The sequence below is a fragment of the Mesorhizobium sp. M1163 genome (assembly GCF_040318415.1).
In the GTDB taxonomy this organism is placed as follows: Bacteria; Pseudomonadota; Alphaproteobacteria; order Rhizobiales; family Rhizobiaceae; genus Mesorhizobium.
Genome location: NZ_JAMYMF010000010.1, coordinates 127005 through 152647 on the forward strand (window position 1 = coordinate 127005; position 25643 = coordinate 152647).

Consider the following 25643-nt stretch of genomic DNA (forward strand, 5'->3'; position numbering starts at 1 on the left):
ACTACAGCGCAGCGCGTCCTATTGGACACGCAAAGGATGTTGTAGCACTTTGTTTTTGCGCATGATCCTTTCCGAGGATCGACTTCCGATTTTCGGGGTCATGCGCTAGCTGGATATTGCTTCTGGAATGACCGATCCGGTGTTCTTCGCGCCCTCACGCCGGTATACGGCCGGCGAAGTCGCGAATCTGACCGGCTCGACGCTTGTCGATTCCGGCCTGTCCGATATATCGATCGAGGCTCTGGCGCCTGCCAATGAGGGCGGCGAGAATGCGCTGGTCTTCGTCGACGGCAGGCGCAATTTCGCCCTGATGCAGTCACTGCGGGCGGCAGCGGTTCTCTGCCCTGCCGAATTTGCCGGTAAGGCGCCGGCGGGCATCGCGGTGCTGGTACATCCGCGCCCGCAGCAGGCCTTCGCAATGGTCGGGCGCCTGCTTTTCCCGGCGGCTGCAACGCCTGGACCGATGACCGGCGAAACCGGTATCTCGCCGCACGCCCATGTCGATCCGACCGCCCATGTCGAGGCCGGTGCGATCATCGAAGCAGGCGCGGTCATCGGACCGCGCGCTGCCATCGGCAGCGGAACCGTCATTGCCCCGCATGCGGTTATCGGTCCTTCCTCTCAGATCGGCCGCGACGGCTATGTCGGTCCAGGTGCAAGCGTGCAATATGCGTTGATCGGCAATCGCGTCATCATCCATGGCGGTGCCAGGATCGGCCAGGATGGCTTCGGTTTCGTTGCCGGCGCCAAGGGTCCGGAGCGGGTTCCGCAGATCGGCCGCGTCATCATTCAGGACGACGTCGAGATCGGCTCGAATACGACCGTCGATCGCGGCGCCATGTCCGACACGATCATCGGCCAGGGCACCAAGATCGACAATCTGGTGCAGATCGCCCACAACGTTCGCATCGGCCGCAATTGCATTATAGCCGGGCTTTCGGGTATTTCCGGTTCCGTGACGGTAGGCGACAACGTCACCATGGGTGGCGGCGTCGGCCTTGCGGATCATTTGACCATCGGGTCCGGGGCCAAGCTTGCCGCAAGAAGCGGGTTTATGAGCAATGTGCCTGCAGGTGAGATTTGGGGAGGATATCCGGCGCAGCCGATGGCGGAAGCCATGCGCGAGATAGCGGCCTTGCGCAGACTTGCACGGACGCGCAAACAGGGTGAGGGGGGAAATGGCTGAGATCGCAGCGGCGACGCTCGAAGCGGTTGACATAATGCGGCTGATGAAGCTCCTGCCGCACCGCTATCCGTTCTTGATGATCGACCGCATTGTCGACATAGATGGCGACGAATCCGCCATCGGCATCAAGAACGTCACCATAAACGAGCCGCATTTCCAAGGTCATTTCCCCGACCAGCCGGTCATGCCCGGCGTGCTGATCATCGAGGCGATGGCGCAGACGGCCGGCGCCATCTGCATCCGCAGCCTTGGTACGGAAAAGCCGTCGCTGGTCTATTTCCTGACCATCGACAATGCCAAGTTCCGCAAGCCGGTCGTTCCAGGCGACCAGCTGAAAATTCATGTGAAGAAAATCAAGAAACGCGGCAATCTTCTCAAATTCGCCTGCGAGGCCCTCGTCGATGGCACCAAGGCGGCGGAAGCCGAGATCTCGGCAATGATGGTCGCAAGCGGCTGACAAACGAATGCTAATGAAAATCCAGACAGTCATCCATCCATCGTCGGTCATCGAGGCAGGCGCCCAAATCGGCGAAGGCGCCCGCATCGGACCCTTCTGCTACGTCGGCCCCGACGCCGTGATCGGCGACCGTGTCGAACTGGTCAGCCATGTGTCGGTGATGGGCGCGACCACCATCGGTGCATCGACCAAGGTCTATCCGATGGCGATACTGGGCGGGCCGCCGCAGAACACCAAGCACAAGGGCGGCCGTACCACGCTGGTGATCGGCGAGAACTGCGCGATCCGCGAAGGCGTCACCATGCATCTCGGCACCGATTCCAGCCGCGGCGAAACGACGATCGGCGACAACGGCAATTTCCTCGCCTATGCCCACATTGCACATGACTGCGTGGTCGGCAGGAACGCCACCTTCGCCAATCAAGCGACGTTAGGCGGGCATTGCGAAGTCGGTGACAATGTCTACATCGGCGGCCTTACCGCGGTTCATCAGTTTGTCCGCATCGGCGATAACGCCTTTCTCGGCGGTTGCTCGGCGATCGTCGGCGACGTCATTCCCTACGCCATCGCCGTTGGCAACCGTGCCAGCCTTCGCGGCCTCAACATCATTGGCCTGAAGCGCGCCGGCCTGCCGCGTTCCGAGATCCACTTGCTGCGCAAAGCCTACAACACGATCTTCGATCGCTCTCGGACCGTCGGCGAAAACATCGAGTTCGCCAAGGCGGAATTCGCCTCGTCGCCGACGGCCATGAAGATCGTCGATTTCATCGCTGGCCGCGGCAAGCGGCACTATGCCGTGCCGTCGCTCAAAGGTGGCGACGGCGACGATACCGATGATGAAGACTGAGGGCAGATGACGAAGATTGAGGCTGCCGGAAAGGGCCTTGATCTCGCGCCAGATGCCAAGGTCGGCATCATCGCCGGCGGCGGCAGTCTCCCGGTCGAAATTGCCCGAGCGCTCGCCCGGCAAGGCAAACCTCCCTTCGTCGTCATGGCGGCGGGCGAGGTCGACCGCATAGTCGATTTCGAGCCCTATGAGCAGGCAAGCTTGAGGCTGGAGGACGTCGGCTCGCTGCTGCCGATGCTCAAGCGGCATCACGTTACGCATCTGGTGACCGCGGGACATATTACGCGCCGCCCCAGGCTGAGCGCCATGCGCCTCAATTTGGGCCTGCTCGCCTGGCTACCCAGCCTTCTCGTCGGTGTAACCCGGGGGGACGATACGGTGCTGAAACTGTTCGTGCGCAGGATCGAGCGCAGCGGCATCAAGGTTGTCGGCGCTCACGAGATCGTGCCGGAACTGGTCGCCGCTGAAGGCCCGCTGACCAAGATGGCGCCACGCAAATCCGACTGGCGCGACATCGAGGCGGCGCACGCTGCAGCAAAAGCTATCGGCGCGCTGGATATTGGCCAGGCGGCTGTTGCGGTTGGTGGCCGCGCCATCGCGCTGGAAGGCGTCGAGGGCACAGACGGGCTGCTCGAGCGGACAAAACAATTACGCGGGCACGGCAGGCTGGCTGGCAGGAGCCGTGGTGTTTTGGTCAAATGCGCCAAGCCCGGTCAGGAACTGCGTGCCGATCTGCCCTCCATTGGCCCGCTGACCGTCGAGGCGGCGCATGCCGCCGGACTGGCCGGCATTGCCGTCGAAGCCGGCCGCTCGCTGGTGCTCGAAGGTCCTGCCACCATCGGGCGTGCCAATGCACTCGGCCTGTTCGTGATCGGCCTGCCTGCTGCGGAGCCGGCGCATGGCGAATGAGCAGCCGTTGAAGATAGCCGTCGTCGCCGGCGAGGAGTCCGGCGACCTGCTTGGCGCCGACCTTGTGCAGGCGTTAAAGCGCATGACCGGGCGCGAAGTTCGGCTCGTAGGCATCGGCGGCCGCCATTTGCAGGCGCTCGGTTTGGCGCCATTGTTCGACGGCAGCGAGATCGCGCTGATGGGGCTTAGCGCTATCCTGCGCGACCTGCCGCGCCTGATGCGGCGGATCGGCCAGACGGCAAACGCGATTGTCGATGAAAAGCCCGACTGCCTTATCACCATCGACAGTCCGGATTTCTCGCTGCGCGTCGCCAAGAAGGTGCGCGCCGCCGATCCGACGATCCCGATCGTCCACTATGTCTGCCCGAGCGTATGGGCTTGGCGGCCGGGCAGGGCGGCGGCAATGAAGCCATATGTCGATCACATTCTTTGTATCCTGCCGTTCGAGGTGAAGGAACTCGCTCGCCTGGGCGGGCCGCCCGGCACCTATGTCGGGCATCGCCTTGCACACGATCCGGGCATAGTCAGTGCCGCCAGGGCGCAGGCGCAGCCGCGTGACCTCTCCGCCGACCGTGTGAAAACGTTGCTTGTATTGCCCGGTTCGCGTCGCGGCGAGGTGCGGCGCCTGGTCGGGCCGTTCGGCGAAACGGTATCGATCCTGCGGGCGCGCGGGCACCGCTTGCGCTTGCTGTTGCCGACGGTGCCGCACGTCGCCGACCTGGTCAGGACCTCGGTTGCGAGCTGGAACGAGAAGCCGGAGATCATCCTTGATGCCGAACGCAAATGGCAGACCTTCGGCAAGGCCGATGCGGCGCTGATCGCGTCGGGGACGGTATCGCTGGAACTGGCACTGGCGGGCGTGCCGATGATCTCCTGCTACCGGCTCGATCCGGTCATGCGCATGGCGCAGGGACTGATCAAAGTTTGGAGCGCAGCCTTGCCCAATCTCATCGCCGACCGGCCGGTCGTGCCGGAACACTACAACCAATATGTGCGTCCGCATTATCTGGCGCGCCAGCTGGAGGCGCTATTCTCCGATACCGCCTACCGCGCCTGGCAGAAGGACGGTTTTGCCGAAATCGCCGGGCGTATGGCAACCGACAAGCCGTCAGGCGAGATGGCGGCGGGGGTGGTGATGGGCATGGTGAGGAAGTGAGCGAGTAGTGAGTAGCGAATAGGAAATGGTGCTGGCCGTAACAGCCAAGCTGCTTCAGCTACTACTCGCTACTCGCTACTCGCTACCTTCACCGCTTCGCGATCGGCACGTAATCCCGTTCCGGCGCACCGGTATAAAGCTGGCGCGGACGGCCGATCTTCTGGTGCGGGTCCTCGATCATCTCCTTCCACTGCGCGATCCAGCCGACGGTGCGGGCAACCGCGAACAGCACGGTGAACATGGTAGTGGGGAAGCCCAGCGCCTTCAGCGTGATGCCGGAATAGAAATCGACGTTGGGGTAGAGCTTCTTCTCGATGAAATAGGAATCGGTCAGCGCGATCTTTTCCAGCTCCATGGCGATGTCGAGCAGCGGATCGTCCTTGATGCCGAGCTCGCCCAGAACTTCGTGCGCGGTCTTCTGCATGATCTTGGCGCGCGGATCGTAGTTCTTATAAACGCGGTGGCCAAAGCCCATCAATCGGAACGGATCGTTCTTATCCTTGGCGCGCGCAATGAATTCCGGGATGTGATCGACATGGCCGATCTCGCCCAACATGTTCAGGGCTGCCTCGTTGGCTCCGCCATGTGCAGGACCCCACAGGCAGGCGATGCCGGCAGCGATACAGGCAAAGGGATTGGCGCCCGACGAGCCGGCGAGGCGGACGGTCGAGGTCGAGGCGTTCTGCTCGTGGTCGGCGTGCAGGATGAAGATGCGCTCCATCGCGCGCGCCAGCACCGGATTGATCTTGTATTCCTCGCAAGGCACGGCGAAGCACATATGCAGGAAGTTGGCTGCGAAATTCAGTTCGTTCTTCGGATAAATGAACGGCTGGCCGATGTGGTATTTATACGCCATCGCCGCGATCGTCGGCATCTTGGCGATCAGCCGCATAGAGGCGACCATGCGTTGATAAGGGTCCGAGATATCGGTGGAATCGTGATAGAAGGCCGACAGCGCGCCGACCACGCCGCACATCACCGCCATCGGATGCGCATCGCGGCGGAAGCCGGTGAAGAAGCGCGACATCTGCTCATGCACCATGGTGTGGCGCGTCACCCGGTAGTCGAAATCGTCCTTCTGCGCCTTGGTCGGTAGTTCTCCGTAGAGCAAGAGATAGCAGACTTCGAGGAAGTCGCCGTGCTCGGCCAGCTGGTCGATCGGGTAGCCGCGGTGCAAGAGAATACCGGCATCGCCATCGATGAAGGTGATTTCCGATTCGCAGCTCGCCGTCGACGTAAAACCGGGATCGTAGGTAAATACGCCGGTGGTGCTGTAGAGCGAACCGATGTCGATGACATCAGGTCCCACCGAACCACTTCGTATCTTGAATTCATGGGTTTTGCCGTCGAGTTCCAGTTTTGCCGTCGACGCCTGGGTTTTGCCGCCAAATTCCATCTTTGTCGCAGGTTCGGTCATAGCAAACTCCTTTTTGTTTCCTCAGGCCGGCAACGGCAAAACATTGAACCCAACACGTCAAAAGCATCGGAATACGCACATTTGCGCCCGCAATTGAATCTGCGCGCCAGATTAGGCCAAGACCCAATGTTGCACTGCGAAACACACCTTTCAATGCCAATCTTCTTGGGCCAGTTTCCTAATCGATTTGATCAGCAATCCGCGCCAGGCTTTCCTCGCGGCCAAGCACGGCCAGCACATCGAAGACGCCGGGCGAGGTGCTTTTGCCGGTGAGCGCGGCGCGCAGAGGTTGGGCCACGGCGCCGAGTTTGTGGCCGCCGGCCTGCGCATAGTCGCGGATCGCGGCTTCCGCCGAGGCGGCAGACCAGTCCGAAATCGTGGCCAGTGCCGCATGAGCGCCCCGCAGGATCGCGCGCGCCTCACCGCTGAGCAGCGCCGCCGCCTTCTCGTCGACCGGCATCGGCCGCTCGACGAACAGGAATGCAGCCCCTTCAACAAGTTCGACCAGCGTCTTGGCGCGCTCCTTCAGGCCTGGCAAAGCGGCAAGCAATTGCGCCTTGCGTCTGTCGTCGAGGCTAGCTGCGATCGCCGGACCGCCGTCGAGATAGGGCAGAGTGGCGATGAAGATGTCGAGCAGCGCCGCGTCGTTCATGCGGCGCATGTGCACGCCGTTCAGCGCCTCGAGCTTGGCGAAGTCGAAACGGGCGGCGCCTTTGTTGACGTCGCCAATGTCGAACCATGCGATCATGTTGGCGATCGACATGATCTCATCGTCGCCGTGGCTCCAGCCAAGCCTCGCCAGATAATTGAGCAGCGCCTCCGGCAGGTAGCCCATGGCGCGATAGGCCTCGACGCCGAGCGCACCGTGCCGTTTCGACAGCTTGGCGCCGTCGGCACCGTGGATCAGCGGGATATGCGACATCGACGGCACCTCCCACCCCATGGCATGGTAGATCACCGTCTGGCGGGCGGCGTTGGTCAAATGGTCGTCGCCGCGGATGATGTGGGTGACGCCCATGTCGTGATCGTCGACGACGACGGCATGCATGTAGGTCGGGTTGCCGTCCGAGCGCAGAATAATGAAATCGTCGAGATCCTTGTTGGGAAAGCGCACGTCGCCCTGGACGCGGTCATGCACAACCGTCTCGCCGGCTGTCGGCGCCTTGATGCGGATCGCCCCCTTGGCGCCGGCCGGCGCCTCGGAGGGGTCGCGGTCGCGCCAGCGGCCGTCATAGCGGGGAGGCAGCCCCTTCGCTCGTGCGCTCTCGCGCATTGCCTCCAACTCGGCAGGCGTCGCGTAACAATAATAGGCCTTGCCCATGCGAACGAGTTCCTCGGCCACCTCGCGATGGCGCGGCGCACGCTCGAACTGCGACACCGGCTCACCGTCCCATGTCAGGCCAAGCCAGGAAAGCCCGTCGAGGATGGCCGCGGTTGCAGCATCGGTGGAACGCTCGCGGTCGGTGTTCTCGATGCGCAGCAGCATCGTGCCGGCTGTGTGCTTGGCATACAGCCAGTTGAACAGCGCCGTGCGCGCCCCGCCAATATGCAGATAGCCGGTGGGCGAGGGGGCAAAACGGGTGACGACCTTGTCGGGCATGGAACTCTCAGGCAGGCGAAGGAAGTGGGTTTGCGGACTTTCGCGCGTTGCGCGTTCATGTAGCATAGGAGGTCGAGGGCGCAAGGGGCAGACCCGATGGCTGTGCGAGGCCGTGGTGCGGGCGAGGGCGAGGACGTTGGCAGCGGCGTCAGCGAACGCTTGCTGTTTGCCGCGCCCGTGCCTGTCCTGCCGGCACCGGCATTGCTGCCGGTTCCACGCTTTGATGCCCCGTCGCTGCCGGCGAGCGACCCAGCAACGGTTCTCGTGCCCGCGGCCGAGCCCATCGTGCGCCTACGCCGGCGTTTCCGCCTCCCGTCACCGTCCCGTATCCGCAACGGCGTAACCTCGGCGGTCGGCCTGGAGCTCGACCGTGGGGTCGCCTTCCTGCTGGTGCCGGTGTTCCTCGCATGCGGGGTGGTCGTATATTTTGCGCTGGCGGTGGAGCCGGCCTTTCCACAGCCGATCGCAATCGTCGCCTTGGCAGCCCTCTGTGCCGTCGCCTCGCGGTCGTGGCCCAGAACCCGCCTGTGCTTCATGGCGGCGTTGCTCTGCGCGCTTGGCGTGCTTGCCGCCAAGGTCGAGACCTGGCGTGTCGGAACGCATATGCTCGGTTCCGAAATCTCGACGCGCCTCACGGGTCGCGTCGTATCGTTCGAGCCCATGGCGAGCGGCCGCATCAGGCTGACGATCGATGTGATCTCAACCGCCAGGCCGACACTGCGCTACATGCCGGAACGGGTCCGCGTTTCGGCGATGAAAATACCGGCTGAGCTGACCGCCGGTTCCGAGATCGCCGGCTATGTGCGGCTGCTGCCGCCGACCGGGCCGGTGCGGCCCGACAGCTATGATTTCTCCTTCGACAGCTATTTCGCCGGTATCGGCGGCAGCGGCTTTTTTCTCGGCAATCCGAAAGTCGTGTCGTCGGGCAGCATGCCGTTTGCCGCGCGGCTTTCTTCCGCGATCGAAGACGCGCGCGAAACCATCGCCGACCATATCCGCAGCCGCATCGGCGGCGCCGAGGGCGAGATTGCTGCTGCGCTGATCGTCGGCGTGCGCGCCGGCATTCCCGAGGAGATCAACGAAGCGATGCGGCGTACCGGCATCTACCACATCATCTCCATCTCGGGGCTGCATATGGCGTTGGTCGCCGGCACCATTATGGCGCTGCTGCGCGGCGCCTTTGCGCTGTTTCCCGATTTCTCATCGCGACGGCCGGTCAAGAAATACGCGGCGGCCGCCGCGCTTTTTTCGATTGCGGCCTACCTCGTCTTTTCCGGCATTGTGGTGGCGGCCGAACGCAGCTTCATCATGTTGGCGGTGATGCTTATCGCCGTGCTGTTCGACCGGGCCGCGCTCACCATGCGCAACCTGGCGATCTCGGCCATCGCGGTCATTCTGGTGTCGCCGCACGAGGTGGTCGGTCCGAGCTTCCAGATGTCCTTCGCCGCGACGGCGGCCCTTGTCGGCGCCTATGCAGGCTGGTCCGATTACCGCGCCGGCGGGGCCACCACGCCGCCGCCGCGGTTGTCGCCGCTACGCTTTGCCGCTCGAAAGGTCCTGCTGGGCATGGGCGGCCTGGCGATGACCTCGATCATTGCAGGGAGCGCCACGGCGCTTTTCGCCATATGGCATTTCCAGCGCGTGGCGCCGCTCAGCCTGTTCGCCAATCTGGCCATCATGCCTATCGTCTCACTGGTCGTCATGCCCTTCGCCGTCCTCAGTGCGCTGGCGATGCCGTTCGGCGCGGATGGGCCTTTCCTCTACGTGATGGGCAAGGGGCTGACAGCGATGATCGCCCTGTCCGGGTGGATCTCCGAGCGCTCGCCGATCGATGCGGTCGGGCTGATTTCGCTGAGATCTGTCCTTTTGGTGACGATCGCCCTCGTCATTGCCAGCATGGCGACGACCTGGTTGCGGCTCGTGGCCCTTCCTTTTGCGCTCGCCGGCTTGCTAACGACAACGCAGACGCGCGTACCCGATGTATTGATCTCGGAGGACGCACGGCTCGTCGCGCTGCCGATCGGCAGCGGTGAACTCGCGGTCAACCGGGCACGCCCGAATGAGTTCACCATCGACAACTGGAAACGCGCGCTCACATCAGAGGCTATCGTCGCGCCGGAAACACCTGGAAAGAACGATCCGCAATTCGACATTGCCGATCCGGCCGACTTACCGCCGGGCATGCCGTTCATTTGCACGGACGGTCTCTGCCTTGCCAGGCATCCATCCGGCGCGATCATCGCGCTAGCCAATGACCGCGATACTGCACGGCCAGCCTGCGCCTTTGCCAGCTTGATCGTCATCGACGACGCCACCGCCCATAATCCCTGCTACTACGACCGGCTGGTCCTCGTCGTCACCAAACGGCAACTGGCGCGCGCGGGAAGTGCGGCCGTCTATTTCGATCCACAAGCGGCAACACGCGCCGAAATCCGCTTCGCCGTCGAAAAATCATACCGGCCCTGGCACGTGCAGCGGAAATTTTCACGCGCGGCGCGGGGCATGCCGCCATACCGCAGAGCCGACAAGCCAAAAGCCGGCGCCAAGGGCGCAGCTCAGTAGCGGCGGATCAGCCCAACGAGCTTGCCCTGCACCTTGACCCTGTCTGGTCCGAAGATGCGCGTCTCGTAGGCCGGATTGGCGGCTTCCAGGGCGATCGAGGCGCCCTTGCGGCGGAACCGCTTCAGCGTCGCTTCTTCCTCGTCGACCAGTGCCACCACGATCTCACCGGGGCTCGCCGTATCGGCATTGCGGATGATCACCGTGTCGCCGTCGAAAATGCCAGCCTCGATCATCGAATCGCCTTTGACCTCCAGCGCATAATGCTCGCCGCCCATGATCATGTCCGGCGGCACCGAGATCGAATGCGTCTGGTGCTGGATGGCATCGATCGGCACACCAGCGGCGATGCGGCCCATCACCGGGATCGACACGGCGGCGACGACATCGTCGTCATTGCCGGCTGCAGGCATGCGCGACGATGTCGGCTTGCCCTGCCGAGGACCTTGCCCAAGACTGCCCTGGATGACGCTCGGCGAGAACTTGCGTGCCGCATTGAGGCCGGGGGCGATCGAATCGGGCAGGCGCAGCACCTCCAGTGCACGGGCCCGGTTGGGCAAACGGCGAATGAAGCCGCGCTCCTCCAGCGCCGTAATCAGCCGGTGGATTCCCGATTTGGAAGCCAGGTCGAGCGCTTCCTTCATCTCGTCGAAGGAGGGCGGGATACCGCTTTCCTTCAGCCTTTCGTGGATGAACATAAGCAGTTCGTGTTGTTTGCGTGTCAGCATAGCGACCCCCAACAGAATCAGAAAAACAAACCCAGAACAAACACTATCTGTTCCAGTTGTGTTCCGCAACTGTTTAAAGTTTAATGAATGTGTTAGGGCTCGGGAAACGATACCACTCACCAAACCGGAACGCTGCATTTTCACCGCCGCGGGCCTCATCGCCTTGATTCTGCTTTCGTTTGCGGCCTCTGGGTTCCCAGAAGGCGGCACTGGTATCGGCCGTCAGCCGGCAAAGGGCACGGAATTGAAGCCGTATCGACTGTGCGGTTTGGTCAATGCACCGTGAACGAAACGAACTCAAAACGCCAACCTTGGGTTGGCTTGGCTCCTGGTTTCCACCGCGTGGTCAGGCAACTTGTTGCCGGTGGAGCCTTGCTGCGCGATACCAGGTAATGGAGAACCGCTCGTGACCGATGGATGCCGTCGATGCGTGTCCGGCGTTGCGGTGAATCTTGGGGGAGCAGACAAATCATGACAGGAATTCGCGATCTCGTGGCCATAAGGGCGATGGATGCTGCAGATCCGCTGCGCGCGATGCGCGACCGCTTTGTGCTGCCGCAAGGAGTGATCTATCTCGACGGCAATTCGCTAGGGGCCGCTTCGCGTGCCGCTTTCGATGAATTGAGCAAGGCAGTGACCGAAGAATGGGCGCATGATCTCATCCGCGCCTGGAACACGGCCGGCTGGTTCAACATGCCGCTCGAACTCGGCGACCAGCTCGGGCGCCTGATCGGTGCCGCGGCCGGCCAGACGGTGGTCTGCGACACGACATCGGTCAACATCTACAAGCTGCTGCACGCCGCCATGGCCATGCGGCCGGAGCGGCAGGTCATCGTCGCCGAGGGCGACAGTTTTCCGACAGATCTCTACATGGCTGAGGGTGTGGTTTCGACGCGAAAAGATACGCTGCTTCGCCTCTCGGGGGTCGACGCGCCGAGCATCGAAGAGCTGATCGACGAAGGCACCGCCGTGGTGCTGGTCAACCACGTCAACTACAAGTCGGGCGAACTGCGCGACATGCCGGCGCTGACGCGCAGGGCCCAGGAAGCCGGGGCGATGATCGTCTGGGATCTCTGCCACACCGCCGGTGCGATGCCAGTCGAGCTCGACAAGGCAAACGCCGATTTTGCCGTCGGCTGCACCTACAAATATCTGAATGGCGGACCGGGCGCGCCTGCCTTCATCTATGCGGCTGAGCGGCATCTTGCCGACATCCAGCAGCCGCTCACCGGCTGGTGGGGCCATGCACGGCCCTTCGCCTTCGAGCCAGGCTATGCGGCCGGCACCGGCATCCGCCGGTTTCTGTGCGGCACCCAGCCGGTCCTGTCGATGCGCACGCTGAAGGGCGCGCTCGACATCTGGAACGATGTCGACATGACGGCGGTGCGCAAGAAGAGCATCGCGCTGGCCGATCTGTTCATCGAGCTTGTCGAGGCAAAGTGCGGCACTTACGGGCTAACGCTCGAAAGCACGCGCGACGGGGAAAAACGCGGCAGCCAGATTTCATTCATGCACGAGCATGGCTACCAGATCATGCGCGCGCTGATCGAACGTGGCGTGATCGGCGATTTTCGCGCGCCATCGACCATGCGCTTCGGCTTCACCCCGCTCTATGTCGGCTATGCCGATGTCTGGCAGGCCGTCGAAGTGCTTGAGGACATCCTGCGCACCGGTGCGTGGAAGGATGCGCGCTTCGCCATCAAGGCGGCTGTCACTTGAGATTGATGCGAGAGCTGGAATCGTGAGGCTGGCGACGACGCGCCGCGCGATGCTCACGCTCGTTGCAAGGCCATATTGCCAGGGGAGGGCGCAGGGTGTTCGAACGTCACATTGCCGATTGGGACAACGCCTATGCCAACGGCGCCAACATAGCCGGCAGCGATCGCTGGCCGGCGGCCTGGGTCGAGCCCGCGCGGGTTTTTCGCGACGTGCTTTCGACCGAGGGCCGGGCGCGGCTCGACATGGCCTATGGCGATGGCCCACGCAACCGGCTCGATCTTTTCCTGCCGGCCACCAAGCCCAAGGGGCTCGTGGTGTTCGTCCATGGCGGCTACTGGATGGCATTCGACAAGAGTTTCTGGTCGCATCTTGCCGCTGGCGCTGTTGATCGCGGCTATGCCGTGGCGATGCCGTCCTACACGCTCTGTCCGCAGATGCGCATTGGCGGCATCGTCAAGGAAGTCGGCGCGGCGATCGGCACGGCGGCAGGGATGGTCGCAGGGCCGCTGATGCTGACCGGACACTCGGCCGGTGGCCATCTTGTTAGCCGGATGGTTACGACGACGACGCCGCTGGCGCCCGAAATTGTCCGGCGCATTCGCCATGTCGTATCGATCTCGGGTGTGCACGATTTGCGCCCGATCATGCGCACCGGCATGAACGAGACGCTGGCGATCGATGAGGCCGAGGCGCAGGCCGAAAGCCCGGTGCTGCTGCGCCCGATGGACAAGGCCCGCCTGACCTGCTGGGCCGGCGGCGGCGAGCGCGCCGAATTCCTGCGCCAGAGCGCGTTGCTGGCCAATATCTGGATCGGCCTGGGTGCCGCGACCAGTTCGGTGGTCGAGCCTGACCGGCATCATTTCAACATCATCGACGGTTTGGCCGATCCAGACCATCCGCTGACCCGGACCTTGATCTCGGAGTGGGGCAGGTTCAGCGTAGCATCAGCACGTCGCAGGCGGCGCCCGCCGCCGCGGCGGGCGTGAACGGCGCACGGACGATCAGCCCGTTGGCATCGGCCAGCATTTTCAGCATCGAGGAGTCCTGGATGCCGAACGGCGTCGCCACGAGCGCGCCGGCGTCATCGCTGACAATAGCCCGCACATAATCCTGCCTGAGATCATTGGCCGGCATGGCAGCACCGAGCCGTGCCTGACGCATATCCTGCTGAAAGGCGCGGCCGCCGAGCCGCGCCAGCAGCGGCCTCAGGAAGAGCTGGGTGCAGACCAGGCTTGCCACCGGGTTACCGGGCAAGCCGATGCAGCGGATGTCGCCCAGCCGCCCGAACATCAGCGGCTTGCCCGGTCGCATGGCGATCTTCCAGAAATCGAGCGTCATGCCTTGCCCGGTCAGCACGTCATGGACGAAATCGTGGTCACCGACCGAGGCGCCGCCCAGCGTGACGATGACGTTCGCGCCAGCCTTCACGGCCTTTTCCACCAGCGCAGCGATCGCCTCCCTGCTGTCCGGCGCGATGCCAAGGTCGAGCGCGCGCGCACCGACCGACTGTGCGGCGGCGGCGACGCCATAGGCGTTGGAGGAGATGATCTGGTCGGGGCCAAGCTCGCTGCCCGGCGGCAGCAATTCGTCGCCGGTGGCGATGATGGCGACCAGCGGCCGTTTGACCACGCCGACCTCGGGGTGGTTGGCCGATGCCGCCAGCGACAAGGCCGCTGGGTCGAGCAGGCGGCCTTTGTGCAGCAGGACGTCGCCTTTGGCGAAATCGAGCCCGAGGCGGCGGATGTTTCGCCCCTGCACGGTCGGCTCCGTCACTTCGACGACACCGCCGCCGAGATCGCGGATGTTCTCCTGGATGACGATGGTGTCGGCGCCTTCGGGAAGGGGCGCGCCGGTGAAGATACGGACGGCCTGCCCATGCTGCACCGTTCCGGCAAAGCCGCGTCCGGCCGGCGCCATGCCGACCACCGAAAGCTTTGCCGGTAAGGACGCGATATCAGCCGCCCGCACGGCATAGCCGTCCATGGCGGAGGCGTTGAACGGCGGTTGGGTGCGGAGCGCCACAACCGGCTCCGCCAGCACGCGGTCGGCGGCATCCAGCAGCGCGACGCGTTCGCCCGGCAGCGCTGCTGCGCCGTCCAACAGGCTCTCAAGCGCCTCGACAACTGGGACCAGCGCCATCAGCGGCCTGCCTCGGTGACCCCATCTTCGGTGATTTTGTAGTCGCCGGATTTGCCGCCGGTCTTTTCAACCAGCCTGATGCCGGAGATGACCATGGCGCGGTCGACCGCCTTGGCCATGTCGTAGATGGTCAGGCAAGCGACCGAGACGGCGCTTAGAGCCTCCATCTCAACGCCGGTCTTGCCGGTGACGCGGGTCAATGCTGTCACCTTCAGGCCGGGCAGCGCGGCGTCCGGCTCGATATCGACAGATATCCTGGTCAGCAGCAGCGGATGGCAGAGCGGGATCAGTTCATGCGTCTTCTTGGCCGCCATGATGCCGGCGATACGCGCGGTACCGAGCACGTCGCCCTTCTTGGCATCGCCGGCGAGGATCATGTCTAGCGTCTCGGGCCGCATCGACACGAAGCCCTCCGCGACTGCCGTGCGCACCGTCTCAGCCTTGTCGCCGACATCGACCATGTTGGCTTCGCCGTGTGCGCCAAGATGGGTGAGAGCGGCCGCCATCCTCAGATCGCCTCTGCCGGCGCCTTGCCCGTCAAAAGCAGGCGTGTTGCAGCGGCCACGTCCTGCTGACGCATCAGGCTCTCACCGACCAGGAAAGTGGCGATGCCGCTCCGCTCCAGCCGGCGGCAATCGTCATGCGAAAAGATACCGCTCTCGCTGACGAGAAGGCGGTCGGCCGGCACCATCGCGACCAGCCGCTCCGAGGTCTCGAGGCTGGTTTCGAAGGTCCGGAGATTGCGGTTGTTGATACCGATCAGCCGCGACGACAGCTGCAGCGCGCGTTCCATTTCGGCCTCGTCATGCACTTCGATTAGCGCGTCCATGCCGAGCCCGAAAGCTGTCGCTTCAAGTTCTCTTGCCAACGCGTCGTCGACGCTGGCCATGATGATCAGTATGGCATCGGCGCCCCATGCCCTGGCCTCGTAGACCTGATAGGGGTCGAACAGGAAATCCTTGCGCAAGGCAGGCAACTCGACGGCAGCGCGCGCATCGCTGAGGAACGCGGGCGCCCCTTGGAAAGAGGGTGCGTCGGTCAGCACCGAAAGACAGGCGGCGCCGCCTTCCGCATAGGCCCTGGCCAGCGCCGGCGGATCGAAATCGGCGCGGATCAGGCCTTTGGATGGGCTAGCCTTCTTGATTTCGGCAATCAGCGCGAACCTGCCGGATTGGCGCTTTGCTTCAAGGGCGGAAAGAAAGCCGCGCGGCGCTTCGGCGTCCGTTGCCCGTGCCTTGATCTCGGCAAACGGCACTTGCGCCTTGGCCGCCGCGATCTCGTCGCGCTTGTAAGCCTCGATCTTGCGCAGGATGTCGGACATAGTTCTAACCGTTCGAAATCTCGACCAGCCTGTCGAGCACTTTCAGCGCGCGGCCGCTGTCGATGGCCTGCGCCGCCGTCACCATGCCGTCGGCAAGTGTGGTCGCCTTGCCGGCCACCACCAGCCCGGCGCCGGCATTCATCAGCACCGTGTCGCGAAAGGCGCCGGCGGCGCCGCCCAGCATGTCGCGCAGAGCCTGGGCATTGTGGGCGGCGTCGCCGCCGCGCAACTCGTCCTTGGTGTGACGCTTCAGCCCGACCGCTTCCGGGGTCAGCACAAAGCTGCGGATCTCGCCGCCGGCCAATTCGGCGACCTGCGTCTCGCCGGTGGTGGTGATCTCGTCATAACCGTCGCCATGGACGACCCAGGCATGGTCGGCACCAAGCTCCTTCAACGTTTCTGCCACCGGCATGATCCATTCGGGCAGGAACACGCCGACCATCTGCCGTCTGACACTGGCCGGATTGGAAAGCGGACCCAGCAGGTTGAAGATGGTGCGGGTGCCGAGCTCGACCCGGGTCGGGCCGACATGCTTCATCGCCGGGTGGTGCGCCGGCGCGAACATGAAGCCAACTCCGGCCTCGTGGATGCAGCGGCCGATCGTCTCCGGAGGGATGTCGATCTTGACGCCCAACGCGATCAGAACATCGGCGGCGCCGGTCAGCGAGGACAGTCCGCGATTGCCGTGCTTGGCGACGGGCACGCCGCTGCCGGCGATGACGAAGGCGGATGCGGTCGAAATGTTGACGCTGTGCGAATTGTCGCCGCCGGTGCCGACAATGTCGATGGCGCCCTCGGGGGCTTCGACGCGCAGCATCTTGGCGCGCATGGTGGCGACGGCGCCGGCGATCTCGCTGACGGTCTCACCGCGCACCCGCAATGCCATCAGGAAGCCGCCGATCTGGCCGGGGGTGGCGTCACCGGACATGATGATGTCGAAGGCCTCGCGCGCCTCCTCGAAGGAAAGAGTGCTACCGGCGGCGACCTTGGCGATGTGGATCTTCAGCGCGCTCATCTGGCCAAGGCTTGGGTTACGGCCGTCTGATCGATGCGGACGTCATATTGCGTCTGCAACTGCGCCACCAACTGGTCGAGCAGGTCGTCGGACATACCGGAGGTGAAGGATTTCTGCGCGTCCTGGGGTACTGAGTTGGCGTCGGCCCCGGCGGGCTCGAATACCTCGGCAACCTTGAACAGGATCTGTCCGTCGCCCGTGGGCGAGGGGATTAGCCCGGTGCCGCCTTCGCCGACGCCGAACATCGCGGCGGCCCCTTCCTTGCCGAAATCGACGTCGTCAGCATCGCGCTTGACACCGCGCTTGGTCTGCTTTTCGAGCTTGAGCTCACCGGCGATCACCTCGAGCGTGGCGCCGGCCTTGAGACGCTTCTCGAGCTCTTGTGCCTTTGCGGTAAGCCGTTTGGTGGTCTCCGCCGCGGTCCAGTCGGCCACGACCTTCTGGCGGACTTCGCCCAGCGTGCGGTCGCGGGCCGGCGTGATCGCGCTTACGTCGTAGAAGACGAAGCCGTTATCGGCGGTGGTGAGGCCTTCATTGTCTGTTCCGGGTTCGGATTCGAACACCGCCTTGATGAGCGCCGGCGATTCCGGCAGGTCTTTGACGATGCTTTCATCCGGCCTTCGGCCGGTGCGGTCGATGGCGTCGATGGTAACGACCTTCAGCTTCAATTTGGCAGCTGCCTCAGCGAGCGAACTGCCGGAGGCGCGCGTATCCTCGTAATTGTCGTGCACGTCCAGCAAGATGCGGCTTGCCTCGCCCAGTGCCAGATCCTTGCGGATCTGCTCGGACACTTCGGCCAGCGGCTTCACCACTTCGGGCTTGATCTCGGTGACGCGCAGCAGAACGGGGCCAAAGGCGCCCTGTACGACCGGGCTGACTTCATTGGCGTTGAGCTTGAAGGCAGCATCGGCAACCGCCTTGTCAGCGATCTTGTCCTTGGCCAGCGTGCCGAGCAGGGTGTCGGCCGGCGTCTTGCCTTCGGCGGCGACGATCTTGTCGAAGGTCGCGCCGGTCCTGAGCGAATCGAGCGCCGCCTTGGCAGCATCAGGCGTCTTGAACACAAGCTGCTCGATGGTGCGCATCTCGGGCGTGGTGTAGCGCGCCTTGTTCTTGTTGTAGTCGTCGCTGACCTGTTGATCGGTCACTGCGCTCAAATCCATGATGTCTTCCGGTTCGAGCCTGACATAGGAGAACTTACGGTATTCGGGCGCGGCGTAGGTTTTCTTGTTCTCCCCGAAATAGGCCGAAAGCACGCTGTCGGGCGGCGCTTCTATCGGTTCGACCAGCGATTTCGGCAAGGTCAGGTAGTCGATTGTGCGATCTTCGCCGCGATAGAGCGCGACCGCCTTGAAGAATGTATCCGGGGCTTTGAGGCCATCCGAAACCGCCTCGACGATCTGCTGGCGGACCGCCACCTGGGCGCGGTTTTTCAGATAGTCCTCCGGCCGCATGCCGATCTGCCGGAGCAGGTACTCGAAGGTTCGCCTGTCGAAGGTTCCGCCAGGCCCTTTGAACGCCGGGTCTTCGCGGGTCAGTTCGGCCAGCCGGTCCTTGGACAGGCCGAGGCCGAGCTTGCGGGCCTGCTCGTCGAGGACGGCGCCCGAGACGAGTTGCGCCAGCACCTGGTTGTCGATGCCGAGCGCCGTCGCCTGCTCACGGCTGATGCGCTGGCCGAATTGCTGCGACATTACGCTGAGCTGGCGATCGTAGGCGAGGCGGTATTCGTTGATCGAGACCTTGGTGCCTCCGGCCGTAATCACGGCGTCATGGCCGGCAAGACCGCCCATCAGCCGCCCCGAGATGCCCCAGACGGCGAAGCTCAACACCAACAATGACAGCAGCAGTTTCGCGACCCAGGTCCCCGCCGCGCTTCTCAACATACCAAGCATGAGTACTTCCGATTTTCGCGCATTTCGCATGCGCCGAGTCTGAAACAAGCGCAATAGCGCCCTTCCTGCTCACTGTCGATTGCTTTGTGGCCTGATTTTGATAGTGAGAGCCAGCTGGAAATTGCCCGGAGAAACAAATCCCATGACGCCTGGAATCCGCCCGCTCGTCGCCGGCAACTGGAAAATGAACGGGACCAGCGCCTCGCTCAACGAGCTCAGGATGATCGGCAACGGCTTCATGAGCGGGCTCGACGCCGAGACCGAAGCCGTGGTCTGCGTGCCGGCGACCTTGCTTGCGCACGCCGCCGAGATTCTGTCGCGCACGCCGGTCCGGGCCGGTGGTGAGGATTGCCACACCGAGGAAAGCGGCGCCTATACCGGCTGTATTTCGGCGGAGATGCTGAAGGATGCAGGCGCCAGCCATGTCATCGTCGGCCATTCCGAATGCCGTGCTGATCGCAAGGAGAACGATGCCATAGTGCAGGCCAAGGCCTCCGCCGCATGGCGCGCCGGGCTGGTGGCTATCATCTGCATTGGTGAGACAAGAGCCGAACGCGAAGCAGGAGCCACGCTTGACGTGCTGTCGCGCCAGGTTGCGGGCTCGGTACCGCCAAACGCCACGGCGTCCAACAGCGTCATTGCCTATGAGCCGGTATGGGCGATCGGCACCGGCTTGACCCCGACCGCCGCCGACGTCGCCGAGGCGCATGCGCATATCCGTGAAGAACTGGCGCGGAAGCTTGGCAATACGGCGGCCAAGATGCGCATTCTCTACGGCGGCTCGGTCAAGCCGTCCAACGCCGTCGAGTTGCTCGGCGTCAGGAATGTCGACGGCGCGCTGGTCGGCGGCGCCAGCCTGAAGGCAGCGGACTTCCTCGGCATCGCGGAAGCCTATCGAAACATCGCTTGATACCGGGACTGCTTGCTGGATTTGAGCGGACGGCCGGCGCCGGAATCGTTGCAAAGGACGCATTGCTTCCCATATTCCGGCCACGGGCTTGGAAATGCCGTCAAAGCATTGTATTGAGCCGCCTCCAAATCAGCGGCCGCGCAAGGCCTTGCCAGGATAAATTATGGAAACCGTACTGATCGTCGTCCACCTCATGGTCGTGCTCGCGCTTGTCGGCGTGGTGCTGCTGCAGCGCTCCGAAGGCGGCGGTCTCGGCATCGGCGGCGGATCGGGCTTCATGACCGCGCGTGGCGCCGCCAATGCGCTGACGCGGGCGACAGCGATCCTGGCCGCGGCTTTCTTCGTCACTTCGCTGACACTGTCGATCGTCGCGCGCTATGGCGAGAAGCCGATCGACATTCTCGATCGCGTCCCGGCGACCTCGGACGGGGCAGGCAAGGGCGTACTCAACCAATTGCCCGGCACCACGACGCCGCCTTCAGGCAACACGGCGCCGACCCCGCCGTCCGGCAATGGCGCGGCAACGACGCCTCCGGCAACAGCCCCGGCGACGCCGCCAGCGACAAACGGCGCCACCGCGCCGGCCACGCCGCAGGTCCCCAACCAGTAATCGGGCATCTGATGCCGCGATCTGTTGTCGTTTGAACACAGTCGCCGCAAATGCCACACGATCACGAAGATTCGACCGCGCCCTACGCTTGAGGCGCTTCCGGCTAATCGATTATACATTGCGCGCGGCATTTTCGGCGTCCTTGGGGGGCGCCGGGCGACGCCGTGGGCAACAAGCATTGAACGATCGGATCTTCCCCATGCAGCTTCGCAGCTTCATTTTTGCCGGCCTTTGTGCCGTGCTCAGCCTAGGTGCGCCCGCTTATGCGGCTATGCCGACGGCAAATTCGGCTCATAAAGCCGCGACAACAACTGACGTCGTCAACGTCGCTGCCAAAAGCGATGCGGCGCAATTGAAGCTTCTCAAGAAGAAGAAAGATCCGACGCCGGACGACCTTGCGCAGATCCGCAAGATCGAAGCCAAGATCGCAGCCGACAAGGAAGCCGCTCGCGCCAAGGCACTCGAAGCCAGGAAGCTGGCGATGCGCGAGGCGGCGAAAGCCAAGGCCGATGCGGAACGGCAGGCATTCCTTGCCAAGAAGAGCCAGCCGGTCGCGGCGGTCAAGGTGGCTGATGCCAAGCCGGCCAAGAAGAAGACCGTCAACATCATCGAACCGATTGCACCCATCGCGCCGATCCAGTCGGCCGAGCCGATCCCGGCCGAGGCCATGAACGTTGCGCTGACCGGCAATAATGGCGAATTGCGCAGCGAACCGGTCGGGCAGAAGCCGCAGAGCGTCGGGCTGTTCGCGGGACTGTTCGGCGGCACATCCTCTTCATCGATGTCGCTGCTTCCTGAGACGCGCGCGCTCGACGCCGCGCTCGAAAGGAAGCAGGCCAAGCGCCAGTTCAAGGTCAAGCCGGAATTCGTGCCGCAGGAGGTCGAATTCACCGGCTACAACCCCGGCACCATCGTCATCGATACCAGCGCCCGCCGTCTCTACCTCGTCGAATCATCGTCAACCGCCCGCCGTTATGCCATTGCGGTCGGCCGCGAAGGCCTGCAGTTCAAGGGGACGGTTGCCGTCGGCGACAAGCAGGAATGGCCGCGCTGGATTCCGACGCTGGATATGCAAAAGCGCGAACCCAAGCATTATGGGCAGTACAAGGACGGTATGCCCGGCGGCGGCGACAATCCGCTCGGTGCGCGCGCCATCTATCTCTACGATGGCAAGAAGGATACCCATCTGCGCATCCACGGTACCATTGCACCGCAGTCGATCGGAACCAGCGCCTCCAATGGCTGCTTCCGCATGATCAACGAGCACGTCATGGACCTCTACCGCCGGGTGAAAGTAGGCACCAAGGTCGTCATCATCTGACGCTTTACAGATCGTGCCAAAAGGGCCGGCCTCGCCGGCCCTTTTGTTTTGATACGTCCATGACCAGAGCGCCTTCTTGGGAAAAAGCCTTCGCGGCGGTTTTTTCTCTGGCGGAATCAATTCGGCCGCGTTAAGCGATGACTCCCATGGCGCGATATGTATTCATCACAGGCGGCGTGGTTTCCTCACTTGGAAAAGGCATTGCTGCAGCGGCCCTTGGGGCTCTCTTGCAGGCGCGAGGCTATCGCGCACGCATCAAAAAGCTCGATCCCTATCTCAATGTCGATCCCGGCACGATGTCGCCCTACCAGCACGGCGAAGTCTTCGTGACCGATGATGGGGCCGAGACCGATCTCGATCTTGGCCACTATGAACGCTTCACCGGCCGCTCGGCCAACCAGCAGGACAACATCACCACCGGCCGCATCTACAAGAACATCATCGAGCGTGAGCGGCGCGGCGACTATCTCGGCGCCACCGTGCAGGTCATTCCGCACGTCACCGACGAGATCAAGAACTTCGTCCTCAACGGCAATGACGACTACGATTTCGTTCTGTGCGAGATCGGTGGCACCGTCGGCGACATCGAGGCGATGCCGTTCCTGGAGGCGATCCGCCAGCTCGGTAACGACCTGCCGCGCAACAACGCCGTCTACGTCCACCTGACCTTGATGCCTTACATTCCGACGGCGGGCGAACTGAAGACCAAGCCGACACAGCATTCGGTCAAGGAGTTGCGCGGCATCGGCATTGCGCCTGATATCCTGCTGGTCCGCGCCGACCGGCCGATCCCCAAGGAAGAGCGCAGAAAACTGTCGCTGTTCTGCAACGTGCGAGAAAGCGCCGTCATCCAGGCGCTCGACGTGCCGCATATCTACGACGTGCCGATGGCCTATCACAATGAAGGGCTGGATTCGGAAGTGCTGGCCGCCTTCGGCATCGATCCGGCGCCGAAGCCGCGCATGGAACGATGGCAAGCGGTGTCCAACCGCATCCACAATCCGGAAGGCGAGGTGACTATCGCCGTCGTCGGCAAATATACCGGCCTCAAGGATGCCTACAAATCGCTGATCGAGGCGCTGTCGCATGGCGGCCTCGCCAACCGGGTCAAGGTCAAGCTCGACTGGATCGAAAGCGAGATATTCGAGAAGGAAGACCCGGCGCCGTGGCTGGAAAAGGTCCATGGCATTCTCGTCCCCGGCGGTTTTGGCGAGCGCGGCTCGGAGGGCAAGATCCTGGCGGCGAAGTTCGCGCGCGAGCGCAAGGTGCCGTATTTCGGCATCTGCTTCGGCATGCAGATGGCCTGCATCGAGGCGGCTCGTTCGCTGGCCGGCGTCGAGCACGCATCATCGACCGAGTTCGGTCCAACCGAGGAGCCGGTCGTCGGCTTGATGACCGAATGGCTGAAGGGCAACATGCTGGAAAAGCGCAGGGAAACCGGCGACCTCGGCGGCACCATGCGGCTCGGTGCCTACCAGGCCGACCTCGCCAAGGGATCGAAGATCGCCGAGATCTATGGCGATACGCAGATTTCCGAACGCCATCGCCACCGCTATGAGGTCAATGTCGACTACAAGGAGCGGCTCGAGGATTGCGGCCTGGTGTTTGCCGGCATGTCGCCGGATGGCGTGCTGCCGGAAACGGTCGAATATCCCGACCATCCCTGGTTCATCGGCGTGCAGTATCATCCCGAGTTGAAAAGCCGGCCGCTCGATCCGCACCCGCTGTTTGCCAGCTTCATCGAGGCGGCGGTAGAGCAGTCGCGGCTGGTCTAGATTAGCCGCCGATGCGAACTTACGTCGCGCTGCTCTACAGCATCATCCTGGGCGAGGGGCGGCGGGTCGTCATGTCCGATCTCAAGGCGATGGCCGAAGGCCTGGGCCTGAACAACCCGCGCACACTGGTGGCGACCGGCAATCTGGTCTTCGAGGCGCAGGAGACAGAACTCGCGGCGTTGGAGCAGCGGCTGGAGGCGGCGTTCGCAAAGACTTTTGGCCGCCATGTCGACATCATCGTGCGCCGCGCCGACGGCTGGCTGAGGCTGGCGGCCGGCAATCCGTTCCCAGCCGAATCGGCTAAAGCCGCGGACCAGGTGGCGGTGCGCGTGATGCGGGCGCCTGTTTCCCCCGATGCGGTCTCTGCGCTGCAGGCCTATATCGGCAGGAATGAAAAGCTGCAGGCGGTCGGCAGCGACATCTGGATCGTCTTTTCGCGCGAGACGCCGAGTTCGCGGCTGCTTGCGGCGGTGAGCCACAAACGCCTCGGCATCGGCACGTCGCGCAACTGGAACACCGTGCGCCGCCTGGCCGAGATGGTCGCAGAATGAACGGGGCGGCTTGCGCCGCCCCGAATCCGTTTAGGCCTTGGCCATCTTGGCCCAGGCGCCGAGTGCCATCGTACGCAGCACGTAATAGATGACGCCGGCAATTGCCACGCCGAAAAACCAGCCATAGACGCCCCACCAGGACGGCAGCAGGCCGGTGAAGTTGGGCAGGATCGACGAGAAGACCGCGCCAATACCGGCGGCGATGAAGGCATTGACATGCCAGCCGCCCTGGAAGCGGAATTCGCCATTCTCCCTGTAGAGCGCCTCGACATCGACCTCGCCCTTCCGGATCAGGTAGTAGTCGACCATCATCACGCCGAAGATCGGCCCCATCGTCGCGCCAATGATGTTGACGAAGGAGGCGGCACTGCCTTCCCAGGGCGCGAAGGGATAGAGCACCAGCGCGATCAGCGCCGCGATGTAGCCGCCCTTCTTGAAGTCGATCTGACGTGGAAAGACGTTGGAGAAGTCGAAGGCCGGCGACACGAAGTTTGCCACCACATTGATGCCAAGCGTCGCTACGGCAAAGGTCAGGGCCGCGAGCGCCGCCAGGAACCAGCTGTCGAATTTCGCCGAGATCTGGTCAGGATGCAGCAGCACCTCGCCATAGACGTCGAAGGCGGCGATCGTGGTGACGCCGGCGACCAGCGAGAACAGGATGAGATTGACCGGCAGGCCCCAGATGTTGCCCTTGCGCAGCGATGCCTTGTCCGGCGCATAACGGGCGAAATCGCAGAAGTTGAGGTAGAGCGCTGAGAAATAGGTCACCCAGATCGCCGCTACAGCAAACAGCGAGGTCCAGGAGCCCGGCGTGCCCGGCACGCCCGCGTCCTTGGTCTTTTCCAGCAGCACATCCATCGGGATGTCGCTGGTGAAGGCGAAGGTGCCTGCCTTGATGCAAAGATAGATCGCCAGGATCAGCATCATCACCCACACCGCCGGTCCGGCCCAATCCTGGAAGCGGCGCACCGTTTCCATGCCCCTCTGGATGATCAGGAGCTGCAGCGCCCAGATGACGGCGAAGCAGATCACCTCGAGCCCGGAGTGGCCGAGGAAATGTGTGCTCTGGTTGAAGTCGGCGAACCATTGCGAGCGGATCAGCAGGGCTACGATCGCGCCGGAGGCCGCCGCCGTCTGCGCGCCGTACCAGAAGCAGGCGACGATGGCACGCACCAGCGCCGGTATGTTGGCGCCCCAGATGCCGAAGGAGGCGCGCGCCAGGACCGGGTAGGGCACCCCGGTCTTCACGCCGGCATAGCCGACCATGTTCATCAACGCATAGATGATCAGCGAACCGATACCGATGGCGATGATGAAGTTGACGAAGCCGCCGCAGAACAGGAACAGGCTGGCAGCGAGATAGTAGCCCCACAGGCTGTGGACGTCCGACGTCCAGACGTTGAAGATCGAGAACGGTCCCCAGTTTCGAACCTTCGCCGGAGCGAGATCCTCATTGTACAGGTCCGGTGATGCGCCTTGTATGGTCATAGAGATGTCCTCCCCTTGTTACCGCACGCGCCTCCACGCGTGGCAC

General features: G+C 63.4%; 22 protein-coding genes. 13 read left to right on the forward strand and 9 right to left on the reverse strand.

Translation table 11 applies throughout. The annotated features are described in order from the left end of the window. Positions 1 to 127: 127 nt before the first annotated feature. From lpxD to lpxB, 5 genes are read left to right on the forward strand one after another with little or no spacing between them, the layout of a single operon-like run. A complete protein-coding gene (gene lpxD / locus NKH43_RS12330; protein ID WP_352858322.1) occupies positions 128 to 1186 on the forward strand; it encodes a UDP-3-O-(3-hydroxymyristoyl)glucosamine N-acyltransferase in 1059 nt (352 codons plus the stop codon). Next, positions 1179 to 1643 carry a 3-hydroxyacyl-ACP dehydratase FabZ gene (gene fabZ / locus NKH43_RS12335; RefSeq protein ID WP_023717722.1) on the forward strand — a complete coding sequence of 155 codons (465 nt, stop codon included), beginning with the start codon at positions 1179 to 1181 and terminating at the stop codon, positions 1641 to 1643. The genes lpxD and fabZ overlap by 8 nt, the downstream gene beginning before the upstream one ends. Before the next feature lie 13 nt (positions 1644 to 1656). Then, entirely contained in the window at positions 1657 to 2490 is an 834-nt protein-coding gene (lpxA, locus tag NKH43_RS12340; RefSeq protein WP_023717721.1) for an acyl-ACP--UDP-N-acetylglucosamine O-acyltransferase, read from the forward strand. A gap of 6 nt (positions 2491 to 2496) precedes the next feature. Then, entirely contained in the window at positions 2497 to 3399 is a 903-nt protein-coding gene (locus tag NKH43_RS12345; RefSeq protein WP_023717720.1) for an LpxI family protein, read from the forward strand. After that, entirely contained in the window at positions 3389 to 4555 is a 1167-nt protein-coding gene (gene lpxB / locus NKH43_RS12350; protein WP_352716615.1) for a lipid-A-disaccharide synthase, read from the forward strand. The genes NKH43_RS12345 and lpxB overlap by 11 nt, the downstream gene beginning before the upstream one ends. A gap of 88 nt (positions 4556 to 4643) precedes the next feature. On the opposite strand, the gene gltA is transcribed toward lpxB, so the two are convergent. Further along, complete coding sequence (gene gltA / locus NKH43_RS12355) at positions 4644 to 5972, reverse strand: citrate synthase (RefSeq protein WP_023717718.1); 1329 nt, start codon at positions 5970 to 5972, stop codon at positions 4644 to 4646. Between the two features lie 178 nt (positions 5973 to 6150). After that, the gene (gene gltX / locus NKH43_RS12360) at positions 6151 to 7572 is read right to left on the reverse strand and encodes a glutamate--tRNA ligase (RefSeq protein ID WP_352858325.1); all 1422 of its coding nucleotides are present in this window, start codon (positions 7570 to 7572) and stop codon (positions 6151 to 6153) included. 96 nt (positions 7573 to 7668) lie between these two features. Here gltX and NKH43_RS12365 point away from each other — a divergent pair, with 96 nt between their 5' ends. Further along, on the forward strand, positions 7669 to 10134 hold the full coding sequence (locus tag NKH43_RS12365; protein WP_352858328.1) for a ComEC/Rec2 family competence protein: 2466 nt from the start codon (positions 7669 to 7671) through the stop codon (positions 10132 to 10134). Here NKH43_RS12365 and lexA read toward each other — a convergent pair. Then, the gene (gene lexA, locus NKH43_RS12370) at positions 10128 to 10859 is read right to left on the reverse strand and encodes a transcriptional repressor LexA (protein ID WP_352790155.1); all 732 of its coding nucleotides are present in this window, start codon (positions 10857 to 10859) and stop codon (positions 10128 to 10130) included. The genes NKH43_RS12365 and lexA overlap by 7 nt on opposite strands. Before the next feature lie 471 nt (positions 10860 to 11330). Here lexA and kynU point away from each other — a divergent pair, with 471 nt between their 5' ends. Both kynU and NKH43_RS12380 read left to right on the forward strand, forming a co-directional pair. Then, on the forward strand, positions 11331 to 12578 hold the full coding sequence (gene kynU, locus NKH43_RS12375; RefSeq protein WP_352858332.1) for a kynureninase: 1248 nt from the start codon (positions 11331 to 11333) through the stop codon (positions 12576 to 12578). A gap of 95 nt (positions 12579 to 12673) precedes the next feature. Continuing rightward, positions 12674 to 13564, forward strand: a complete 891-nt coding sequence (locus NKH43_RS12380) for a hormone-sensitive lipase (protein ID WP_352858335.1) — start codon at positions 12674 to 12676, stop codon at positions 13562 to 13564. Here NKH43_RS12380 and NKH43_RS12385 read toward each other — a convergent pair. From NKH43_RS12385 to NKH43_RS12405, 5 genes are read right to left on the reverse strand one after another with little or no spacing between them, the layout of a single operon-like run. Further along, positions 13512 to 14717: a molybdopterin molybdotransferase MoeA gene (locus NKH43_RS12385; protein ID WP_352858338.1), complete on the reverse strand. Its 1206-nt coding sequence runs from the start codon at positions 14715 to 14717 to the stop codon at positions 13512 to 13514. The two genes, NKH43_RS12380 and NKH43_RS12385, sit on opposite strands and share 53 nt — an antisense overlap. Beyond that, on the reverse strand, positions 14717 to 15223 hold the full coding sequence (gene moaC, locus NKH43_RS12390) for a cyclic pyranopterin monophosphate synthase MoaC (protein WP_352858340.1): 507 nt from the start codon (positions 15221 to 15223) through the stop codon (positions 14717 to 14719). Before moaC ends, NKH43_RS12385 begins: the two co-directional genes overlap by 1 nt. A gap of 2 nt (positions 15224 to 15225) precedes the next feature. Then, the gene (trpC, locus tag NKH43_RS12395) at positions 15226 to 16038 is read right to left on the reverse strand and encodes an indole-3-glycerol phosphate synthase TrpC (protein ID WP_352858343.1); all 813 of its coding nucleotides are present in this window, start codon (positions 16036 to 16038) and stop codon (positions 15226 to 15228) included. Between the two features lie 4 nt (positions 16039 to 16042). After that, a complete protein-coding gene (gene trpD / locus NKH43_RS12400; RefSeq protein WP_352858346.1) occupies positions 16043 to 17053 on the reverse strand; it encodes an anthranilate phosphoribosyltransferase in 1011 nt (336 codons plus the stop codon). Next, complete coding sequence (locus NKH43_RS12405; RefSeq protein WP_352858349.1) at positions 17050 to 18942, reverse strand: SurA N-terminal domain-containing protein; 1893 nt, start codon at positions 18940 to 18942, stop codon at positions 17050 to 17052. The genes trpD and NKH43_RS12405 overlap by 4 nt, the downstream gene beginning before the upstream one ends. 142 nt (positions 18943 to 19084) lie before the next feature. Here NKH43_RS12405 and tpiA point away from each other — a divergent pair, with 142 nt between their 5' ends. From tpiA to NKH43_RS12430, 5 genes are all read left to right on the forward strand, one after another. Next, positions 19085 to 19852: a triose-phosphate isomerase gene (gene tpiA / locus NKH43_RS12410; protein ID WP_023717708.1), complete on the forward strand. Its 768-nt coding sequence runs from the start codon at positions 19085 to 19087 to the stop codon at positions 19850 to 19852. A 163-nt stretch (positions 19853 to 20015) separates the two neighbouring features. Then, the gene (gene secG, locus NKH43_RS12415) at positions 20016 to 20462 is read left to right on the forward strand and encodes a preprotein translocase subunit SecG (RefSeq protein WP_352494606.1); all 447 of its coding nucleotides are present in this window, start codon (positions 20016 to 20018) and stop codon (positions 20460 to 20462) included. 199 nt (positions 20463 to 20661) lie between these two features. Next, positions 20662 to 21783, forward strand: a complete 1122-nt coding sequence (locus tag NKH43_RS12420) for a L,D-transpeptidase (RefSeq protein WP_352858353.1) — start codon at positions 20662 to 20664, stop codon at positions 21781 to 21783. 146 nt (positions 21784 to 21929) lie between these two features. Next, positions 21930 to 23558: a CTP synthase gene (gene pyrG / locus NKH43_RS12425; RefSeq protein ID WP_352448839.1), complete on the forward strand. Its 1629-nt coding sequence runs from the start codon at positions 21930 to 21932 to the stop codon at positions 23556 to 23558. A gap of 11 nt (positions 23559 to 23569) precedes the next feature. Then, complete coding sequence (locus tag NKH43_RS12430) at positions 23570 to 24109, forward strand: DUF1697 domain-containing protein (RefSeq protein WP_352858356.1); 540 nt, start codon at positions 23570 to 23572, stop codon at positions 24107 to 24109. 30 nt (positions 24110 to 24139) lie between these two features. Here NKH43_RS12430 and NKH43_RS12435 read toward each other — a convergent pair whose 3' ends face one another. Then, positions 24140 to 25597, reverse strand: coding sequence for an NCS1 family nucleobase:cation symporter-1 (locus NKH43_RS12435; RefSeq protein ID WP_352482653.1), 1458 nt, complete (start codon positions 25595 to 25597; stop codon positions 24140 to 24142). Positions 25598 to 25643 lie beyond the last annotated feature (46 nt).

Bases quoted from the DNA above. Each gene is read 5' to 3' on its own strand.
- NKH43_RS12385 (WP_352858338.1), bottom strand. From the start codon at position 14,717: ATGGCGCTGGTCCCAGTTGTCGAGGCGCTTGAGAGCCTGTTGGACGGC.
- NKH43_RS12430 (WP_352858356.1), top strand. From the start codon at position 23,570: ATGCGAACTTACGTCGCGCTGCTCTACAGCATCATCCTGGGCGAGGGG.
- NKH43_RS12345 (WP_023717720.1), top strand. From the start codon at position 2,497: ATGACGAAGATTGAGGCTGCCGGAAAGGGCCTTGATCTCGCGCCAGAT.
- NKH43_RS12420 (WP_352858353.1), top strand. From the start codon at position 20,662: ATGCAGCTTCGCAGCTTCATTTTTGCCGGCCTTTGTGCCGTGCTCAGC.
- lpxB (WP_352716615.1), top strand. From the start codon at position 3,389: ATGGCGAATGAGCAGCCGTTGAAGATAGCCGTCGTCGCCGGCGAGGAG.
- secG (WP_352494606.1), top strand. From the start codon at position 20,016: ATGGAAACCGTACTGATCGTCGTCCACCTCATGGTCGTGCTCGCGCTT.
- NKH43_RS12365 (WP_352858328.1), top strand. From the start codon at position 7,669: ATGGCTGTGCGAGGCCGTGGTGCGGGCGAGGGCGAGGACGTTGGCAGC.
- lpxD (WP_352858322.1), top strand. From the start codon at position 128: ATGACCGATCCGGTGTTCTTCGCGCCCTCACGCCGGTATACGGCCGGC.
- lexA (WP_352790155.1), bottom strand. From the start codon at position 10,859: ATGCTGACACGCAAACAACACGAACTGCTTATGTTCATCCACGAAAGG.
- NKH43_RS12435 (WP_352482653.1), bottom strand. From the start codon at position 25,597: ATGACCATACAAGGCGCATCACCGGACCTGTACAATGAGGATCTCGCT.
- kynU (WP_352858332.1), top strand. From the start codon at position 11,331: ATGACAGGAATTCGCGATCTCGTGGCCATAAGGGCGATGGATGCTGCA.
- tpiA (WP_023717708.1), top strand. From the start codon at position 19,085: ATGACGCCTGGAATCCGCCCGCTCGTCGCCGGCAACTGGAAAATGAAC.
- lpxA (WP_023717721.1), top strand. From the start codon at position 1,657: ATGAAAATCCAGACAGTCATCCATCCATCGTCGGTCATCGAGGCAGGC.
- moaC (WP_352858340.1), bottom strand. From the start codon at position 15,223: ATGGCGGCCGCTCTCACCCATCTTGGCGCACACGGCGAAGCCAACATG.
- pyrG (WP_352448839.1), top strand. From the start codon at position 21,930: ATGGCGCGATATGTATTCATCACAGGCGGCGTGGTTTCCTCACTTGGA.
- gltX (WP_352858325.1), bottom strand. From the start codon at position 7,572: ATGCCCGACAAGGTCGTCACCCGTTTTGCCCCCTCGCCCACCGGCTAT.
- trpD (WP_352858346.1), bottom strand. From the start codon at position 17,053: ATGAGCGCGCTGAAGATCCACATCGCCAAGGTCGCCGCCGGTAGCACT.
- trpC (WP_352858343.1), bottom strand. From the start codon at position 16,038: ATGTCCGACATCCTGCGCAAGATCGAGGCTTACAAGCGCGACGAGATC.
- NKH43_RS12405 (WP_352858349.1), bottom strand. From the start codon at position 18,942: ATGCTTGGTATGTTGAGAAGCGCGGCGGGGACCTGGGTCGCGAAACTG.
- fabZ (WP_023717722.1), top strand. From the start codon at position 1,179: ATGGCTGAGATCGCAGCGGCGACGCTCGAAGCGGTTGACATAATGCGG.
- gltA (WP_023717718.1), bottom strand. From the start codon at position 5,972: ATGACCGAACCTGCGACAAAGATGGAATTTGGCGGCAAAACCCAGGCG.